The organism is Sphingorhabdus sp. (assembly GCF_046596595.1).
Taxonomy (GTDB): domain Bacteria; phylum Pseudomonadota; class Alphaproteobacteria; order Sphingomonadales; family Sphingomonadaceae; genus Sphingorhabdus_B.
Genome location: NZ_JBKJMB010000024.1, coordinates 43,655 through 62,967, shown reverse-complemented (window position 1 = coordinate 62,967; position 19,313 = coordinate 43,655). Strand labels below are relative to the sequence as shown.

Below are 19,313 nucleotides of genomic sequence, written 5' to 3'. Positions count from 1 at the left end.
TTTTTGTGAGACTGGGGGATTGGACTAATGGAATTTCTTCCCCTTATTGGCGTCCTCATCGCGGTATTCATCGCCTGGAAATTGCTCACCGGCATCATTAAACTTGCCGTTATTGGCTTATTGATCGCGGGCGCCGCTTGGTTTCTTCTTGGAGGTTTGGGCTGATGCTCGCTGACAAAGACCGGATTTTTACCAATCTTTATGGCTATCAGGATTTCGGCCTGAAGGCTGCGCAAGTACGCGGTGACTGGGACAAAACCGCTGACTTGATGAAGGTCGGGCAGGACGCGATTATTGAAGAAGTGAAAGCGTCCGGTCTGCGCGGCCGTGGCGGCGCAGGTTTCCCAACCGGTATGAAGTGGAGCTTCATGCCTAAAGCACCCACGCCTGAACGACCGAATTTTCTTGTCATTAACGCCGATGAATCCGAACCCGGCAGTTGCAAGGACCGCGAGATTATCCGCCATGATCCCCACAAGCTGATCGAAGGGGCGTTGATTGCCGGTTTCGCGATGCGTGCCCGTGCGGCGTATATCTACATTCGCGGCGAGTATATTTTTGAGGCAAAGTCTCTCGAGACTGCGGTCGCAGAAGCTTATTCTGCAGGCCTGCTGGGGAAAAATGCCGCCAAGTCAGGATATGACTTCGACGTGTTCGTCCATCGCGGTGCTGGCGCCTATATTTGCGGTGAAGAAACCGCGATGATCGAAAGCCTCGAGGGCAAAAAAGGGCAACCGCGCCTCAAACCTCCATTTCCTGCGGGTGCGGGCCTTTATGGTTGCCCCACGACCGTCAATAATGTGGAAAGCATCGCAGTCGTGCCGACAATATTGCGGCGTGGTGCGGCATGGTTCAAAAGCTTTGGCCGGGAAAATAATCACGGGACGAAGCTGTTCCAGATTTCAGGCCATGTCGAAAAGCCATGTGTCGTTGAAGAAGAAATGGGCATTTCGTTTCGCGATCTGATCGAAAAGCATTGCGGCGGCATTCGCGGTGGTTGGGACAATCTTCTCGCGGTCATTCCCGGCGGATCTTCGGTGCCACTGGTGCCCGCCGCCATGATGATGGATGTGCCGATGGATTTTGACGGCTGCAAGGAAGTCGGCTCTGGCCTTGGCACCGCTGCCGTTATCGTCATGGACAAGTCCACCGACATTGTGCGCGCAATCGCGCGGCTTTCCTATTTTTACAAACATGAAAGCTGCGGCCAATGCACGCCGTGTCGCGAAGGCACTGGCTGGATGTGGCGCGTGATGGAAAAGATGCGCACGGGTAACGCCGACATCGGCGATATCGACACGCTGTACGATGTGACCAAGCAGGTTGAAGGCCACACCATCTGCGCGCTTGGCGATGCGGCAGCTTGGCCAATTCAAGGCCTTATCAAGCATTTCCGTCCTGAAATGGAGCGGCGCATTCACGAAGCCAAGGGTGATGGCATGCTGGAGGCGGCGGAATGAAACGCGCTTGCTTGGCATTTACTTGTTTTGTGACCTCAACGTCTGCGTCGGCACCAGTTGTAGCTCAGGAAACTGGCTCACTCATAAAGCGACCGGCTGCTCAAATTCGCGGAAACTCGCCAGAGGCGGTTAGCCGGACGCTCATCGATTTTGGCAATTGCGTCGTTCGGAAATTTCCGGAACGCGTTCAGCTTGTTACGCGCATGAATGTAACAGACCAGAAGTATCGGCCGATGCTCAAAGACCTGGCCGATGAAGATTGCCTTTCGACCGGCGAATTGAGTATGTCGTCAACCTTGTTGCGTGGCGCACTGTTTATCGGGATATATGAACGCCTGTATTCGGCAAAAGGACGTGTAGATTTTTCAACACTGCCGACGCCAGATTATTTGAAGGGCTATAGCCAACCTCTTGATCCTGCTGCGGTATCAGCGATTGCTGTCGCCCGCTTTGGCGAGTGCGTCGCACGTAAGGAGAGTGCAAATGCCGTGCAACTTATCAATAGCCTTCCAGGGTCATCGAGTGAGGATACAATCATACGTGGCTTGACGCCGTCCATTAGCGGCTGTGTTCCAGCAGGTGAAACTCTCCGGTTGTCTCGGCAATTTGTTCGGGCGGCAATCGCCGAAGGGATTGTTGGAATGCTTAGAAATGAAGGGCAGAAATAGATGCCTAAAGTGACCGTAGACGGCCTAGAAATCGAAGTCCCTGCCGGCGCGACCGTATTGCAGGCGTGCGAGATGGCGGGGAAGGAAATTCCGCGCTTTTGCTACCATGAGCGGCTGTCCATCGCGGGCAATTGCCGGATGTGCCTGGTGGAGGTTGCCCCCGGGCCACCAAAGCCGCAGGCAAGTTGCGCTCTGCCCGCAACAGATGGCCAGATAATTCGCACGGACACACCGATGGTCAAAAAGGCACGCGAAGGGGTGATGGAGTTCCTCCTCATCAACCACCCGCTCGATTGCCCGATCTGTGATCAAGGCGGCGAATGTGACCTGCAGGACCAAAGCGTGGCTTATGGTCGCGGCGCATCGCGCTTCGAGGAAAACAAGCGCGCGGTGACTGAAAAATATATGGGTCCTTTGGTGAAAACCGCGATGACTCGCTGCATTCAGTGCACCCGCTGCGTGCGTTTTGCCGAAGAAGTGGCTGGCATCGAAGAAGTCGGCGCGATTGGTCGCGGCGAGAATATGCAGATTACGACTTATCTCGAGCACGCGATGCAAAGCGAGCTTTCGGGCAATGTGGTCGATCTGTGCCCCGTAGGCGCACTGACATCGAAACCATATGCGTTTGAAGCCCGCCCTTGGGAGTTGAAAAAGACACCAAGCATCGACGTGATGGACGCGGTTGGCACCAACATCCAGCTTGACAGCCGGGGCAGGGCAGTGATGCGCGCCTTGCCGCGTATCAACGACGATGTGAACGAGGAATGGGCGTCGGACAAAACCCGCCACGCCGTTGACGGCCTGATGCACCGCCGTTTGGACAAGCCATACATCCGCAAAGACGGAAAGCTTGTTGCCGCAAGTTGGGCAGATGCCTTTGACGCCATCAAGACCCATTGGACAGGCGACGCAGCCGTCCTGGCTGGCGATCAGGTGGATTGCGAGACGATGTTCGCTGCGCGCGAATTGGCGGGCTCTAGCTTGCTTGAGGGCCGCCAGACTGGTCTGGCGTATGACACGTCATCGCTGTCGGCTGTTAACTTCAACACCACCATTGCCGGCATTGAAAACGCCGATGTGATCTTGTTGGTTGGAAGCGACCTGCGCCGTGAAGCGCCGTTGGTAAACACGCGCATTCAAAAAGCCATACGCAAGCGCAGCGCAAAGGTGTTTGCCATCGGGCCCGTGACCGACCTTACGTATAAGGTCGAGTGGCTTGGCGACGATCTGAGTGCGCTCGCCAAGGCACCCAAGGCATTAGCAGAAGCGTTGAAGGCAGCGGAGCGCCCGGCGATTATCGTCGGGGGCGGCGCGCTGCGTTATGACGGCGTGCATGGGGCGGCGTTGGCATTTGCCAAGAAGTTCAACTTGGTGCGTGATGGCTGGAACGGCTTTAACGTTCTGCATTTTGCTGCGGCGCGCATGGGTGGGCTTATGCTCGGTTATGCGCACGACGGCGGTATTAAAAAGCTGGCTGCTTTATCTCCGAAATTGGCGTTTTTCCTTGGCGCGGACGAGGTGGATTACAGCCTATTTGCCGACAGCTTCAAAGTGTATGTTGGCCACCATGGCGACAAGGGCGCGCATCATGCCGACGTCATACTGCCGGGCGCAGCTTATTCCGAAAAGTCGGGCACTTATGTTAATCTTGAAGGCCGTGTTCAGCGCGGGGAGCGTGCGGTTTTCCCTCCCGGCGATGCGCGCGAAGATTGGGCAATATTCCGCGCACTTTCGGATGTGTTGGGCAAGCGGTTACCCTTTGATAATATCGAACAGCTGCGTGCGCACATGACCTTGGCTGTGCCGGCATTGGGTGTCGAAGGTCTCGCCGATTATGGTTGGTCTGCGCCTTCCCTTTCTTCGTCTGTCAGCGGTAAAATTGCCGACTACCCGATCAAGGATTTCTACCTGACCAACGCGATTTGCAGGGCGTCGGAGACGATGCAGAAATGTTCGGCTGAGCTGGTGCACGGCCAAGAGTTTTTGGAGGCGGCGGAATGACTTCCTTCTTCCAGGGCCTGGGCATGAGCTACGATGGCGCATGGTTCACTGCGACCATTGCGGGCATCCTGCTCATCGCGTTCCCGCTCATGCTTGCCGTGGCGCTGATAATCTATTCGGAACGCAAATTGTGGGCCGCCTTCGCGCTCCGAAAAGGCCCGAACGTTGTTGGTCCCTTTGGCATCCTGCAATCCTTCGCCGATGGCTTGAAAGTGTTTCTACAGGAAACGATCATTCCAAGCGCGTCGAACCGTGGCCTTTTCCTCATTGCGCCGATCATCACCTTCACCGTCGCATTGATGGCGTGGGCGGTTATTCCATTCGCCAACGGCGTCGTGTTGTCGAACATCAATGTCGGCTTGCTATATATTCTCGCGATCAGCAGTCTTGGCGTTTATGGCGTCGTAATCGCGGGCTGGGCGTCCAACTCGAAGTATCCATTCTATTCGGCCATGCGCGCGGCAGCGCAGATGATCTCCTACGAAGTCTCCATCGGTTTTATCCTAATCTGCATCGTCCTTTGGGCGGGCACGTTCAATATCGGCGGCATCGTTGAAGGGCAGCGCGGTCATATTTTTGGCTTTATCAACGCCTATGCTTTCAATCCGTTGCTGTTCCCCATCGCTGTCATGTTCCTGATCAGCTCCATGGCCGAAACAGCGCGTGCACCGTTCGATTTAACCGAGGCCGAAAGCGAGCTCGTTGCGGGTTATCAGACCGAATATTCTTCGATGGCCTTCGCTTTGTTCTGGCTTGGTGAATACGCCAACGTCCTGTTGATGTGCGCGCTGAACGCCATCCTTTTCTGGGGTGGATATTTGCCACCTTTTGATTGGGCGCCGCTTTATATGGTCCCCGGCATTATCTGGTTTTTTGCCAAAATCCTGCTGATGTTCTTCATCTTTGCCTGGGTGAAGGCCACCGTGCCGCGTTACCGCTATGATCAGTTGATGCGTCTGGGCTGGAAAGTCTTTCTCCCCATCTCGCTCTTCTGGGTCTTTCTCGTAAGCGGCTATCTTATGTTCACAGGACATTTCGCATGACCACTGTTGCCCATCTCATCAAAACCTTCACCTTGTGGGAATTCGTCAAGGCGCATTTGTTGACCTTGAAATATTTTTTCAAGCCAAAGGCAACGATCAACTACCCTTATGAAAAGAACGCGCTTAGCCCGCGTTTTCGCGGTGAGCACGCGCTTCGTCGCTATCCGAATGGCGAAGAAAGGTGTATTGCATGCAAGCTTTGCGAGGCGGTTTGTCCGGCTCTTGCAATCACTATTGAATCTGAGCCACGTGAAGACGGTAGCCGCCGGACGACACGGTACGACATTGACATGACCAAGTGCATTTACTGCGGCTTTTGCCAGGAGGCATGCCCCGTCGATGCAATTGTCGAGGGTCCAAATTTCGAATTCGCGACCGAAACGCGAGAGGAATTGCTCTATGATAAAACCAAGCTTCTCGACAACGGCGCAAAATGGGAACGGGCAATTGCCGCGAACCTTGCTGCCGATGCACCCTATCGTTAAGGGCGGCGCAATGACGGAACAACGTTCGAAATTTAACCGCAGTGCTGAGCCTGTCGAAGCACGCACCAAAGGGAAACTTAACGCTGTTAAACGCCCTTCGACGGTCGCATTCGCTTTGCGTCTGCTGCTCAGGGCTGCGGTTTTTAGGGCAGGAAGTACCTTGGCATGATCCAGGTCGTTTCATTTTATATCTTCGCAAGCATCGTCATTGCCTCGGCTGCGATGGTCATTTTTGCGCGCAATCCGGTGCACAGCGTGCTGTGGCTTATTGTGGCATTCTTTAACGCTGCCGGCCTCATGGTCCTGATTGGCGCAGAATTCATCGCCATGTTGCTCGTCATCGTTTATGTCGGCGCGGTCGCGGTGTTGTTCCTGTTTGTCGTGATGATGCTCGACATTGATTTTGCAGAATTGCGCGCTGGTTTCGTCAAGAATGTACCGCTTGGGATTTTGCTTGCTGTCGTGTTGGTGGCTGAGCTCGTGCTTGGCATTGGGGCATATCAAGCAGGCGCGGTGAAGCTTGGGACGCCCGATGCAGGCGTTGCGACGGTATCGGCAACAGTGCCCAACATCGAAGCCATTGGCGGACTGCTTTACAGCAAATATGTGTTCCTGTTCGAAACTGCGGGCTTGATCCTGCTGGTTGCGATGGTCGGCGCGATTGTTCTCACCCATCGAAGAAGCCATGGCACGCGTGGCCAAAATATTAGCCGTCAGGTGCAACGCCGTCCCCAAGAAGCGACGCGTAACGTTAATCAACCCGTCGGGCAGGGGATCGAGTTATGATTGTCGTCCCTATCGTCATGCTGAACTTGTTTCAGCACAACGCACTGGCGCCCGTTATCCTGAACCAAGTTCAGGATAACGAAATTTGGATTGGAGCGTGCCAGTGATTGGTATCGAACATTATCTCGTGGTCAGCAGCATACTGTTCGTGATGGGCGTGCTTGGCATTTTCCTGAACCGCAAGAATGTGATCATCATCCTGATGGCGATTGAGCTTATCCTGCTTGCGGTGAATATCAATCTGGTCGCATTCAGCGTGTTTCTAGGTGACCTGACCGGCCAGATTTTTGCTATGTTCGTTCTGACCGTCGCAGCGGGCGAAGCCGCGATCGGGCTTGCCATTTTGGTCATTTACTTCCGCGGTCGCGGCACCATCGCCGTTGATGATGTCAACCGGATGAAGGGATAACATCCAGTGACTGCAATCCATATCATCGTTTTCTTGCCGCTTTTGGCTGCGCTCGTCGCTGGTCTGGGGCAGCGCTTTATCGGCGCATTGGCGGCGAAAACCCTGACAACAGCCGGGCTGTTCATCGCCGCCTTGCTTAGCTGGCCAATCTTCATCGGCTTTCTGAACGGCAGCGAGACCACCTATGTGCAACCCGTGATGACATGGGTTCAATCGGGCAGCTTGTCATTCGATTGGGAATTGCGCGTAGACGCGCTCACGGCGGTCATGCTGGTTGTCATTACAACCGTGTCCGCACTCGTGCATCTATATAGCTGGGGCTATATGGAGGAGGACCCCGACCAGCCTCGCTTTTTTGCCTATCTGTCGCTGTTTACCTTCGCGATGCTGATGTTGGTTACGGCCAACAATCTGGTGCAGATGTTCTTCGGTTGGGAAGGCGTCGGTCTTGCGTCGTATTTGCTGATCGGGTTCTGGTACAAAAAGCCAAGCGCGAATGCTGCGGCCATCAAGGCGTTTGTGGTCAACCGCGTTGGTGACCTGGGCTTCATGCTTGGAATTTTTGGTATTTTCTGGCTGTTCGGCACCGTTTCCATTCCGGACATTCTGGCCGCCGCGCCTGACAAGGTTGGTTCGAGCATTGGTTTCCTCGGCTTGCGGGTCGACACAATGAGCCTGTTGTGCGTGTTGTTGTTCATAGGCGCGATGGGCAAGTCGGCGCAGCTTGGACTGCACACATGGTTGCCCGACGCAATGGAAGGCCCAACGCCGGTTTCGGCGCTGATTCATGCTGCAACCATGGTCACTGCGGGTGTGTTTATGGTCTGCCGCTTGTCGCCATTGTTCGAGACAAGCCAGTTTGCGTTGAATGTTGTAACGATTGTCGGGGCAACCACTGCGATTTTCGCGGCGACCGTCGGGCTCGTTCAAACCGACATCAAACGCGTGATTGCATATTCCACCTGCTCGCAACTCGGCTACATGTTCTTTGCCGCAGGAACCGGCGCTTATGGCGCTGCGATGTTCCATTTGTTCACGCACGCATTTTTTAAGGCTCTGCTGTTTTTGGGCGCGGGCTCGGTCATTCACGCGATGCACCATGAACAGGATATGCGTTATTATGGCGGTCTTCGGAAACATATCCCGCTGACATTCTGGGCCATGATGGCCGGCACATTAGCGATTACCGGCGTGGGTATCTTGGGCGTTGGCGGTTTTGCCGGATTTTATTCAAAAGACGCAATTATTGAGGCCGCATTCGCCAGTGGATCCACTTATCACATGTATGGCTTTGCAATCGGCGTGATCGCCGCGCTTTTGACAAGCTTCTACAGCTGGCGTTTGATGTTCCTGACCTTTTTCGGCACGCCGCGCTGGGCGCAGTCCGAGCATATTCAGCACGCTATGCACGACCATGCCGAGCACAACCCACCCGCACAGGAAGATGCGGGGAATGACCACGCTGCGCACGCTCACGGCGGCCATGAAGATGGGACCGGCGGCTATCACCCGCATGAGAGCCCATGGTCCATGCTGGTGCCTTTGGCTGTCCTCACGGTGGGCGCGGTGTTTGCCGGGTTTGTCTTCCACAATGCCTTTCTTGAGGCGGAAATGGGAACGGCATTTTGGGCGAACAGTACATTATATTTCAACGAACAACTTATGCATGCGATGCATGAAGTTCCGTTGTGGGTGAAATTGTCGTCGACGGTGGCAATGCTCGTTGGTCTGACGACGGCCTATCTGATGTACCAACGGTCCGCAGATGCGCCGCAGCGTCTGGCCGCTACCTTTGCGCCGATTTACCGTTTCTTCCTCAACAAATGGTATTTTGACGAGTTGTATAACTGGCTCTTCATCCGTCCTGCATTCTGGTTCGGGCGTCTGTTCTGGAAACAGGGGGACATTGGGATTATTGACCGCTTCGGTCCGAACGGTTCGGCGGCTGTTGTTTCCTTCGGCAGCAAGATGGCTGTCCGGATGCAGTCGGGTTATCTGTATACATATGCGCTTGTGATGCTTCTCGGCTTGGTCATCGCGGTTAGCTGGATGATGGTGAGAGTATAATGAACGCCGCGGATATTCCTGTACTTTCCATCATGCTGGCCATTCCGGTGGTTGCGGCGGCAATTTGCCTTTTTGTGCGCGCCGAGCTTGCGCGCACGGTTGCCCTCGTCGCCACACTTGCCAACCTTCTTCTCGGTATTTCGCTGTGGATCAGCTACGATCTTGCCGGTGCGCAGTGGCAGTTTACCGAAAGCGCGACCTTATTTGGACCAATTGGCTGGCGGCTTGGCATTGACGGTATTTCGCTGACGCTCATCATGCTGTCTGTGTTCCTGATGCCGATCTGTATTGGTGCAAGCTGGACATCAATCCAGAAACGCGTCGGAGAATATATGGCGGCGTTCCTGTTGATGGAAACGCTCATGATCGGCGTTTTTGCGGCGCAGGATTTGCTTTTATTCTACGTCTTCTTCGAAGCTGGCCTGATCCCGATGTATCTCATCATTGGGATCTGGGGCGGGCAGGATCGTATCTACGCCTCGTATAAATTTTTCCTCTACACGTTGCTCGGTTCGCTCGTGATGCTGATTGCGATGTTGTGGATGATCCAGTTTGCTGGCACCGCCGACATTCCGACTTTGCTCAACACGGATTTCCCCGCCGAGGCGCAAAAGTGGTTATGGTTCGCGTTCTTTGCGTCGTTCGCAGTGAAGATGCCGATGTGGCCAGTGCACACATGGCTTCCCGATGCCCATGTTCAGGCACCTACCGCCGGTTCCGTCATACTGGCAGGCGTGCTCTTGAAGATGGGTGGTTACGGCTTCCTGCGCTTCTCCTTGCCGATGTTCCCGGAGGCGAGCGCTGACTTCATTCCTTTGGTGTTCGGCCTCTCGATGGTTGCCGTTGTCTACACCTCGCTCGTTGCATTGGTGCAGCAGGACATGAAAAAGCTGATCGCCTATTCGTCAGTCGCGCACATGGCCATCGTGACGATTGGGCTGTTCACGTTCAACCAACAGGGCATCGAAGGCGCGATCATCGTGATGCTAAGCCATGGCCTTGTGTCGGGCGCGCTCTTCTTATGCGTTGGCGTTATCTATGACCGCCTGCATACCCGCGAGATCGGCCGATACGGTGGCCTCAGCATCAACATGCCCAAATATGCATTATTGTTCCTGTTGTTCACGATGGCGAGCGTTGGCTTGCCTGGCACGAGCGGATTTGTCGGCGAGTTTTTGAGCCTTGCCGGCGCGTATAAGGTGTCTACTTGGGCAACGCTGATCGCCACCACAGGGATCATCCTTGGCGCTGGCTATATGTTGTATCTTTACCGCCGCATTGCCTTTGGTCCTCAGGTCAATGCTGATGCCGCCGCTATGTCCGACATCAATGGCCGCGAAATGTGGCTTCTTGCGCCAATCGCCGTCGTTGTGTTGTGGATGGGTGTGTATCCTGAAACATTCTTGGCACCCATAAGGCGCGATGTTGCGACTATTGTCGAACGCGTCGCACGCGCTGCACCTGCTGGAGACAGCAAACTCAAATTGGTTGACCCAACAACTGCGCGATACCGCGTGGTCCATGGTCCGGAAAAAAATATGGCTGAGGGGAGCCATTGATAATGGAATTAAACGCTTCTCTCCTGTTGATGCGCCCCGAACTCGTCCTGAGTTTTTCGGCGTTGGTCCTTCTGTTGATGGCTGCATGGCTTGAACAGGCCGGACGACTGATTAGTATATTGGCGGTTGCCGCACTTGTTGCGGCCGCTGCGTTCGTCGTCGCATTTATGGCCAACGGCACGGACACCTCCGTGTTCGATGGTCTGTTGGTCAACGACGCATTTGGTAATTTTTCCAAAATCCTGATTTTCATCGCTGCCGCAATTTCCTTGATGATCGCGCCGCGTTTCTTGGAAAAAGCTGGCGCAATGCGAGCAGAATATCCGGTGCTCATCCTGCTTTCCTGCGTCGGCATGGGCGTCATGGTTTCCGCAACGGACCTGATATCGCTGTATATCGGTCTCGAACTCCAGAGCCTTTCGGCATATGTTCTGGCCAGTTTTGTGCGTTCCGACGGCCGCTCTGCAGAGGCTGGACTGAAATATTTCGTCCTTGGAGCGTTGGCGAGCGGGATGCTGCTGTTCGGCGCGTCCTTGGTTTATGGTTTTGCAGGCTCGACAAGCTTTGCCGCCATTGGCACCGCAATGGATGCTGACGTCGGGCTGGGGCTGATCTTTGGCATTGTGTTCATCCTGTCGGGTCTCGCATTTAAGATAAGTGCTGCGCCATTCCACATGTGGACGCCGGACGTCTACGAAGGCGCGCCTACGCCCGTCACCGCCTTTTTTGCCAGCGCGCCAAAGGTTGCGGCGGTTGCCCTGACGAGCCGCATCGTGCTTGAGGCTTTTGGTTCGCAGATCTTGGTGTGGCAGCAGATCATTATCGCGGTTGCTTTAATGTCGATCATCATCGGCGCAGTTGGCGCGATCGGTCAGCAAAACCTCAAACGTCTGATGGCGTACAGCTCAATCAACAATGTTGGCTTCATTCTTATCGGGCTTGCCACTGGGACACAGCAGGGCATTGCCGCGATGCTGGTTTATCTGGTCATCTACGTCGCCATGACCTTGGGCAGTTTTGTTTGCATCATGCAATTAAAGGACAAGGAAGGCGGATATCGCGAGGAATTCGCCGATATTGCCGGCCTATCGAAAACGCGTCCGGCATTAGCCTATGCGCTTGCGATATTCATGTTCAGCCTCGCCGGTATCCCGCCATTGTTCGGTTTTTGGGGCAAGTTGGTGGTGTTCAACGCCGCTGTTGCCGCTGGCCTGTTGCCGCTGGCCGTGATTGGCATAACCGCTTCGGTCATTGGTGCATTTTATTATTTGAAGGTTGTCAAAGTGATGTTCTTCGATGATGCTGTTGATATCATTGCTGAAAGCGACGACAAGGTCCTTGTCTGGACCGGCGGGCTCTTGGCCGCGGCGAACTCGCCTTTGGGCTATTTTGCGATACCTGCGCTCGGAATTTGGACGGCTTATGCCGCAAGGGCCCTGTTCTGACGCCGATTTTCGAAGAAGTCGCGCTAACGGGATCCACCAATGCGGATCTTCTGGCACGCGCGGCTCAAGGCGCGCCTGAGGGATTATGGCTTCGCGCCGACGCGCAGGATGGCGGTCGTGGGCGGCTTGGGCGCGTATGGGACAGTCCGCGCGGCAATATGTTCGCCAGCACGATTGTTCGGTTGCGCGACAATGACCCGCCCGCAGCAGGTCTTGCCTTTGTAACCGCAATCACCGTTTTCGACGCTGTCAGGCAAATCGCGCCGCAGGTCGGCATCAGTCTCAAATGGCCCAATGACCTGCTCACGCGCGACGGTGCGAAGCTCTGCGGGATATTGCTGGAACGCACGTCCGACGCTGTCATCGCGGGTATTGGCCTTAATCTGGTATGGCATCCACAAAATCTTGACCGAAAGGTCTCTGATCTATCGGCGCTTGGCGCCACACCACCCGACGCGCAAACAGCCGTTGAGATTGTAGCGGAGGCGTTTGGGCGTTATGTGGATATCTGGCGGCAGTCAGGTCTGGAGCCGATCATCCGGCGGTGGGAAGCAGTTGCCCACCCGCGTGGCACGGCTTTGTCGGCGAAGCTTCCCGATGGGCAAGAATTGTATGGACTTTACGCAGGGCTCGATAGCGACGGCGCGTTGCAGCTAAGCTTGGCGGATGGTTCAATTCGTGCCATTCACGCCGCCGATGTTTTTCTAATTTAGCGAAGGGTGGGCTATGCTGCTCGCGATTGATACGGGTAACACCAATGTGAAATTTGCGTTGGTCGACGATGCTGGTGAGATACTGCAACGCTGGCGCATTGCGACGGACGCCCGGCGCACCTGTGATGAATATGCCGTCTGGCTGGATCAATTGATCCAGATGGCGGGATACCGCCGGGCGGACATCAATGCGGTCATCATTGCGACAGTCGTGCCGCGCGCGCTCCATAATCTGCAACTGCTCGCCACACGCTATTTTGGCTGCGAGGCTCTTGTTGCGGGGCGTGGTGCGGTTGGCTGGGGCATTCAGCTTCGCGTCGCCGAACCGCACGCCGTAGGTGCTGATCGCGCGGTCAATGCCATAGCCGCGCAGTCGCTTGCCGAGGGCCACAAGATTGTCATCAGCTTTGGCACCGCAACTACATTTGATTATATCGGTCCAGACGGTTCCTATCGCGGGGGCAGCATCGCGCCGGGCGTTAACCTGTCGCTTGATGCTTTGTACGCCGCTGCGGCCATGTTGCCCCGAATTGCAATCGAACCGCCACCAAATGAAAGCGTCATAGGCACAACGACTGTTGGACAAATGCAGATTGGCATCTATTGGGGCTATGTGGCGATGATCGAGGGGATTATCGCACGGATGAAAGCTGAAATTGACGAACCGGTATCGGTCATTGCAACCGGCGGTTTGGCTATCCTGTTTCAGCAACATGGCCATTTATTTGACCGGGTTGAACCCGATTTGACGCTGCGGGGGCTGGCGCTTTTGTATAGGAATAGAGAACGTACCTGATGACGACCCCAAAAAATGAACTGCTTTTCCTGGCCCTTGGCGGGTCTAACGAAATCGGGATGAATGTTAATTTATATGGCTGCCAAGGCAAATGGGTGATGGTCGATCTCGGCCTCACATTTGCCAATTCGGAATATCCCGGCGTTGACCTGGTGTTGCCTGACCTTGAATTTATCGAAAAGCGGAAAGATGACCTGTTGGGTATCGTGCTCACCCATGGGCATGAAGACCATATCGGCGCAGTAGCTTATTTTGCTGCCGATCTCGGCGTGCCGCTTTACGCGACGCCGTTCACGGCGACGCTGATCCGCGGCAAGCTCGAGGAAGAAGGCATTGCCGATTCAATCGAGCTGAACGTGATCCCGATGGAAGGTGCGTTCTCCATGGGGCCGTTTGATTTCAAATTCGTCACTTTGGCCCACTCGATCTTGGAGATGAGCGCCTGCGTCATCACCACGCCTTATGGCAAGATATTCCACACCGGTGATTGGAAGCTTGATCCGGAGCCTGTGTTGGGTACGCCTTCCACTGCCGACGCACTTACCGCAATTGGTGATAGCAAGATATTGGCGATGGTCTGCGATTCCACGAATGTCTTTAATCCTGAAACCAGCGGAAGCGAAGGCAGCGTCAAGGATGACCTGCTGAAATCGGTTAGGGCGGCCAAGGGCAGAGTCGTCGTGACGACCTTTGCCTCCAATGCGGCCCGGTTGCAGACCTTGGGCGAAGTGGCGCGCGAAAGCGGTCGCACGTTATGTTTTGCAGGCCGTTCGCTGCACCGCATTATCGAGGCGGCACAAGCCAATGGTTATTTGAAGGATATGCCCAAAACCGTCGACATGGAAAGCGTCGACAGCTTGCCGCGTCATGACGTTATTGTCGTGGCGACTGGCGGGCAGGGTGAGGCACGCGCAGCTTTGGCCCGCATTGCTGAGGGCAATCATCCTGTGAAACTGGAAGAAGGCGACACAGTCATTTTCTCTTCAAAGCAGATTCCGGGCAATGAAATCGCTATTGGCGTGATTATGAACAAATTGGCGGAGCGCAACATACTGACCGTTACCGAAAAGCAAGCGCATGTGCATGTGTCGGGACACCCCGGACAGCCAGAGCTTGCCGCACTTTATGATTGGGTTCGGCCTGAAGTGCTTATTCCCGTGCATGGCGAGCGTCGGCATATGGCCGAACAAGCGCGTTTTGCACGGGCGCATGGTGTGCCGCACGCGGTTGTCCAGTCCAATGGCGATGTTGTGCGCCTCGCACCTGGCGAAGCCAAGATTATCGGTAAGGAACGCACTGGCCGCCTTATCCTTGATGGCGACACGATCATTGCGGCGGACGGCGCGACGTTAAACGAGCGTCGCCGCTTGTCATGGTATGGTCTGATTTCGGTAGCCTTTGCGCTGGACGGACGCGACAAGATGTTGGGCAGTCCTGAAATCCGCTTGCATGGCGTTCCGATTGAGGAAGACCTCGAAGATTTTCTGGAAGAAGCGAGTGCTGCTGCGGTAAAGGCAGTCAAGGACCATCGCGGTGACTATGACAAGCTACGCGAAACCGTGCGCTTGGCCGTGCGCCGGGTGGCGGTGAGTTGGACGGGCAAAAAGCCGATTGTGGATGTTCTGATAGTGGAGACGGCATGAACTGGAGCTCTATTGTTGCCATATACGCGCTATTTTGGGTGATGACCGCGTTTGTCATTCTGCCCATCGGCGTGCGCACGCATGAGGAGTTGGGGCTACCCAAAACGCCGGGGCAGGCGGACAGTGCACCGGGTAATTTTCAACCGGGCACCATATTGCTGCGCACGACGCTGCTTTCGGCCGCGTTGTTCGCGTTATATTATGTCAATTATATCTATGGCTGGATTGATCGCGACAGTTTCGATTCGCTGTTTAATCCGCCGAGCTGATCCTTACTTGCGCAGACGCTCAATAGCCTGCGCGAGTGCAACGTAAAGCTTACCGATATCAGACGAGAGCAACGTTACGCCAATGGCGTTGCCATCGCGCATGCTTAAAAGCAGGCGCATGATCGCTTCGAAATCATGGACATAGCGGTTAACATGTTCGCGGAATTCGACGTCGTCGCCATAATGTTTGACGATAATCTTGGCCTCGCCTGAGTCCAGCAGGCGCACCGCGCGGCGGGTGAATACACCACGGTCGCCTTTTAGATAAGCCGCCCAAGCGGTATCTGTGACGTCGTTCGACAATATTTTGGCGACATCAATTGCCGTCGAGTTCAGCGATTCCGTCAGCAACACCATCCGGCGTGCAAAGCTGTCTTCATGAACCGATTCAAAGCTGTTCTTGGTATCTGCGATACGGCTTTCGAGGCTCGTCGTCATATCGTCGAGTTCGCTGAGCTGCTTGACCACCAGCGAAGACGCAGTTTCCGATAGTGCGATATTGCGGTCGATGGCGTCACGCACAGCGTCATTCATCGACGCAACCTGAGCGTCCAAAGCGTTGGCAAGGGCAATGCGGTTCTGCTCGGTGAGCTGGTCGGCAATATGCGCGAGTTCATCATCGAGGATTTTACGGCTGCTCTCGGCGGCTGCACGCGTCGTTTCGCGCACGCGCAGGAGTGAAGTGACCAGCCTTTCATTCGCATCGCCCGACATGTCTTCCACCAAGGCTTGCGTCTGCTTAAGCGATGCGCCCAAGGCGTCGACTTGCTCATGCCGCGCGGCAAAATGCAGGTCGCTTTCGGCCATGAGCGCGCCGACAGTATCGCGTTGTGTGGCAACAAGCTGCTCAAGTGCATTCAACTTTTCGAGTACAGCATCGCTCATATCTTCAAGCGTTTCCGCGCTCGAAAGTGCTGATTTGATCTGAGTGATACCTTCCGACATGCGTATGTTGAGATGATCCATCGCGGCGGGAATAGTCTGGCCGATCTCCTGATTTGCAACGCCGAGCGTTTCAACCAACCTGTCCGATTGCCCAATAAGGTCCTGCGCTATTGCGCGGTTATCAGACAATGCCGACCCAACCAAACGTGTGCTTTCACCAAGCGCCGATACGGCGAAGGCCAATTTCGACGTCTGGTCTGTTGCTGCGTGGTCAACATCGGCGATCTGCTTTGCACTGGTTGCAATATGCGCGCTGATTGCGGCAATCATATCGCGGATCCGTGCCTCTTCCTGTTGCGATTGCGTGCCGACCTCGCCCAGAGCACGACGCAAATCGGTTAGGCTTGAGTGAATGTGGGCGTTGCTTCCCGCCAACAAGGTGTCGATATCACCTGATGCTTTGGAAATGCCGTTTGAGATCGCTTGCGATGCGCTTTCCATAAGCGTCGCCATTTCGGCGCTTCGGTCAAGAGCTTCAGCACTTTTCGCATCGAGGAGCTGTGCGCTTCCACTCAGCGATTGTTCCAGCCTGACCGACAGATCGTCAGCGCGCGTTTCGACATTGTCGATATATTCACGCACCGATTTTCCGGCATCGCTTACGCGCTCAAGTGTCGCGATTAACGCTTTGATCTGGACCTGCGCACTATTTCCCGCGCTCCCAATCTGATTGGTTACGTCCTTGGCGGCGCTGGTCACGACGGGCAGATGCTTGCGCAGCTGTTCAAGGTTGGTATTTGCTGCATTGCTGACGGCTTCAAGTGTCTTCGCTTTCTCGTCACTATCTGCAAGTGCAGCTGAAAGCAGTTGGGCCGACTCAACGAGCTTATTCGAAGATTGCCGCCCGACCGATTCAAGGTCACGGGCATTTTGCGACAAAAATTCCCGAGCCAGCGAGATTTCTTCGTTTACCGTGCGCATGCGTGTGGCAAGTGCATCGCTTTCGGTGCGCAACAATGTTGCAACCTTGCCAAATCGTGTGGCTTCGCGGCTGCTATTTCTCATCGCAAGCAGCCATAAGACCGCGATCAGCAATGTTGGAATCGCCCATGTTGCAATCAACGCCGTGGCGCGTTCGCTGGTTACCCCGGCTTGTGCTTCGGGCCAGTACGTCACCCCAAAAAACGCTGACCATGCGGCAAAGGCAATCGAAAGCAGTGCCGGGACTACATATTGCTTAAATCCGGTGCCACTTGACGTGCCTTCGGGATAATAATCGTAATCCGTGCTGTCGGCTATATATTCTGCGCCAGATTCTACCTCGGTTGTGCCCCTGAATTCGTCTGCAGAGGCATCTGGATCAGACGCTTCATTAGGGTTGCGGTTCAGGCCGATGATTTTGGAGCGAATGGTCATAAGAGACTATTTAACACAATATTTGGACAGAGAAACGCAAACTTAACGATGTTTGGGGTAAGCTTTCGTAATGTCCATGGATTATGGCTCATTTGACACAGCGTTGAAAGCGGCGGTCGGTGAAGATGCCGCGCTGATGGCGGAACTGCGCCTCTGTTTTATCAATAGCGCCAAGCGACAGGTTAGCTTGCTCTCGCGGTCGCGTTGCGACGCCAATTGGCGCCATTCAAGCTGGAGATTGCGCGGGTTAGCTGCGAGTTTCGGCGCGACTCATTTGATCGCACTTGCTGACGAGGCGAACGACGGTGCGCCAGGTGATCCGGTTGTGGTGCGCAAACTCAACCAGGCAATCGCCGCGATCGAAGATTACGCCCCGTAAAGTCGTAAGCACCGACAGATTTCTATTGGCAAAACTGACGTAACATCCATATCGGGCCCATGGTAACCGTGCGCATGCAAAACAGTCCGACAGTCGCCTTGATGTCCGTTGCATGTGACGTTAGCAACAGTGCCGATGTGAACGGCGCTACTGCGCGCTCCGACGTAGCGGGCGGATCATTGATCGAATATCAGATTACGATGCTTGCGCGTGCCGGCATCAAAAGATTTTTGATCGAAGTTGAAAATATCGACGGGGCGTTGATTGCGCTTGCCGACCGCTGTCGGAGCAAAGGCCACATCGTGGATTTTGTGCGCAATGGCGCCGACATCCAACGCTATCTCGACGCAAATGACCGGATATGGGTCCAGTCTGGCCAGTTATACATTCAGTTATCTCTGATAGAGACTTTGCTCAAGGCGACCGAGAATTTCGTTGCTACCGTCGATGGGCGCGACGAAAATGCCGGTTTTGAACGCATTGACCTGAACACGCGATGGGCAGGAGTGTCGATCGTGGGTACAGAAACAATAGCGTTACTCAAGGATTTGCCAGAAGATTGGAGCATCATATCGTCCTTGCTGCGCCAGTCCGTTCTCGCAAAAATCCCCTTTCGCCCGTTACCTCAACAACATGTTGTCAACGGGACGCTCACCGTACTGACTGGAGCAGTTGATTTTTCCGATCTCAACCTGAAAATACTTCAGCAGCGCGTTGCGAGCCAGCCCGGATTTGTCGAAGCGCGCGTGTTCGGACCCATATTCACGCGCGTGGTTCCGGTTATCTGGCACAGTTCGACCGCCGTCACGGCAACCAATTTTGCCAGTATCGTAGCAGGTTTAGGTGCAGTCGCGTTGGGCCTCGGCGGCTTTCCCACACTCGCGTGCATCTTCGCATTTGCAGCAATAGCAGGCAATTCAATGCGTCTGGCAGTGTCCGGCGAGGGACAAGGCGGAGAGGATATTCGACCATTGTCCGCCGTCACATGGACTTTAGTTATTCTGGCCATGTTTGGTTCGGCTTACAGCGACGTCATCTATAATAATGCTGGCCTGTTCGCTGCATTTGCCGTGGCGTCGCTAGCGTTCCTCTCGCAAAGGACCATGATGCCGGCTTGGGCCAAACAGCTGCTACATTCACCCGCAGCGTTGGCCATAATCGTAACAATTGGAACAGCCGTTGTTGGATTTACGTTGGCCTTGCAATGCTTGATGGTGCTGCAGCTCGGAATATTGTTGATCGCAACCGTGCGGGGCGAAGCTGACGATAAAAAGGCAAAGCAAGCTTAA

The 19,313-nt window shown here is 54.8% G+C and carries 18 protein-coding genes; 17 read left to right on the top strand and 1 reads right to left on the bottom strand.

The features are described from left to right. Positions 1-27: 27 nt before the first annotated feature. The 15 genes from ACLL9E_RS02235 to ACLL9E_RS02165 all read left to right on the top strand — a co-directional run bounded on the left by ACLL9E_RS02235 (position 28) and on the right by ACLL9E_RS02165 (position 15,344). On the top strand, positions 28-165 hold the full coding sequence (locus ACLL9E_RS02235) for a hypothetical protein (RefSeq protein ID WP_411290116.1): 138 nt from the start codon (positions 28-30) through the stop codon (positions 163-165). Beyond that, positions 165-1,460, top strand: a complete 1,296-nt coding sequence (gene nuoF / locus ACLL9E_RS02230) for an NADH-quinone oxidoreductase subunit NuoF (RefSeq protein WP_411290115.1) — start codon at positions 165-167, stop codon at positions 1,458-1,460. Before ACLL9E_RS02235 ends, nuoF begins: the two co-directional genes overlap by 1 nt. 203 nt (positions 1,461-1,663) lie before the next feature. Beyond that, positions 1,664-2,128 carry a hypothetical protein gene (locus ACLL9E_RS02225; RefSeq protein ID WP_411290114.1) on the top strand — a complete coding sequence of 155 codons (465 nt, stop codon included), beginning with the start codon at positions 1,664-1,666 and terminating at the stop codon, positions 2,126-2,128. Beyond that, positions 2,129-4,129: an NADH-quinone oxidoreductase subunit NuoG gene (gene nuoG, locus ACLL9E_RS02220; protein WP_411290113.1), complete on the top strand. Its 2,001-nt coding sequence runs from the start codon at positions 2,129-2,131 to the stop codon at positions 4,127-4,129. After that, positions 4,126-5,172, top strand: coding sequence for an NADH-quinone oxidoreductase subunit NuoH (nuoH, locus tag ACLL9E_RS02215; RefSeq protein ID WP_411290112.1), 1,047 nt, complete (start codon positions 4,126-4,128; stop codon positions 5,170-5,172). The genes nuoG and nuoH overlap by 4 nt, the downstream gene beginning before the upstream one ends. Next, the gene (gene nuoI, locus ACLL9E_RS02210) at positions 5,169-5,657 is read left to right on the top strand and encodes an NADH-quinone oxidoreductase subunit NuoI (protein ID WP_411290111.1); all 489 of its coding nucleotides are present in this window, start codon (positions 5,169-5,171) and stop codon (positions 5,655-5,657) included. The genes nuoH and nuoI overlap by 4 nt, the downstream gene beginning before the upstream one ends. 165 nt (positions 5,658-5,822) lie before the next feature. Then, the gene (locus ACLL9E_RS02205) at positions 5,823-6,443 is read left to right on the top strand and encodes an NADH-quinone oxidoreductase subunit J (protein WP_411290110.1); all 621 of its coding nucleotides are present in this window, start codon (positions 5,823-5,825) and stop codon (positions 6,441-6,443) included. Positions 6,444-6,546: 103 nt separating this feature from the next. After that, positions 6,547-6,852, top strand: a complete 306-nt coding sequence (gene nuoK, locus ACLL9E_RS02200; RefSeq protein ID WP_125230259.1) for an NADH-quinone oxidoreductase subunit NuoK — start codon at positions 6,547-6,549, stop codon at positions 6,850-6,852. 6 nt (positions 6,853-6,858) lie between these two features. Then, a complete protein-coding gene (gene nuoL, locus ACLL9E_RS02195; protein WP_411290109.1) occupies positions 6,859-8,919 on the top strand; it encodes an NADH-quinone oxidoreductase subunit L in 2,061 nt (686 codons plus the stop codon). Then, positions 8,919-10,478, top strand: a complete 1,560-nt coding sequence (locus tag ACLL9E_RS02190; RefSeq protein ID WP_411290108.1) for an NADH-quinone oxidoreductase subunit M — start codon at positions 8,919-8,921, stop codon at positions 10,476-10,478. The genes nuoL and ACLL9E_RS02190 overlap by 1 nt, the downstream gene beginning before the upstream one ends. Positions 10,479-10,480: 2 nt before the next feature. Then, positions 10,481-11,923, top strand: a complete 1,443-nt coding sequence (nuoN, locus tag ACLL9E_RS02185; RefSeq protein WP_411290107.1) for an NADH-quinone oxidoreductase subunit NuoN — start codon at positions 10,481-10,483, stop codon at positions 11,921-11,923. Beyond that, positions 11,890-12,636: a biotin--[acetyl-CoA-carboxylase] ligase gene (locus ACLL9E_RS02180; RefSeq protein WP_411290106.1), complete on the top strand. Its 747-nt coding sequence runs from the start codon at positions 11,890-11,892 to the stop codon at positions 12,634-12,636. Before nuoN ends, ACLL9E_RS02180 begins: the two co-directional genes overlap by 34 nt. 13 nt (positions 12,637-12,649) lie before the next feature. Then, on the top strand, positions 12,650-13,432 hold the full coding sequence (locus tag ACLL9E_RS02175) for a type III pantothenate kinase (RefSeq protein WP_411290105.1): 783 nt from the start codon (positions 12,650-12,652) through the stop codon (positions 13,430-13,432). Beyond that, complete coding sequence (locus ACLL9E_RS02170) at positions 13,432-15,075, top strand: ribonuclease J (RefSeq protein ID WP_411290104.1); 1,644 nt, start codon at positions 13,432-13,434, stop codon at positions 15,073-15,075. Before ACLL9E_RS02175 ends, ACLL9E_RS02170 begins: the two co-directional genes overlap by 1 nt. After that, positions 15,072-15,344 carry a DUF1467 family protein gene (locus tag ACLL9E_RS02165; RefSeq protein WP_411290103.1) on the top strand — a complete coding sequence of 91 codons (273 nt, stop codon included), beginning with the start codon at positions 15,072-15,074 and terminating at the stop codon, positions 15,342-15,344. Before ACLL9E_RS02170 ends, ACLL9E_RS02165 begins: the two co-directional genes overlap by 4 nt. Positions 15,345-15,347: 3 nt before the next feature. Here the strand turns inward: ACLL9E_RS02165 and ACLL9E_RS02160 are convergent, their stop codons facing one another. Continuing rightward, positions 15,348-17,645 carry a hypothetical protein gene (locus tag ACLL9E_RS02160; protein ID WP_411290102.1) on the bottom strand — a complete coding sequence of 766 codons (2,298 nt, stop codon included), beginning with the start codon at positions 17,643-17,645 and terminating at the stop codon, positions 15,348-15,350. 70 nt (positions 17,646-17,715) lie between these two features. On the opposite strand from ACLL9E_RS02160, the gene ACLL9E_RS02155 reads away from it, so the two are divergent. Further along, on the top strand, positions 17,716-18,024 hold the full coding sequence (locus tag ACLL9E_RS02155) for an Hpt domain-containing protein (RefSeq protein ID WP_411290101.1): 309 nt from the start codon (positions 17,716-17,718) through the stop codon (positions 18,022-18,024). A gap of 74 nt (positions 18,025-18,098) precedes the next feature. Continuing rightward, complete coding sequence (locus ACLL9E_RS02150; RefSeq protein ID WP_411290100.1) at positions 18,099-19,313, top strand: hypothetical protein; 1,215 nt, start codon at positions 18,099-18,101, stop codon at positions 19,311-19,313.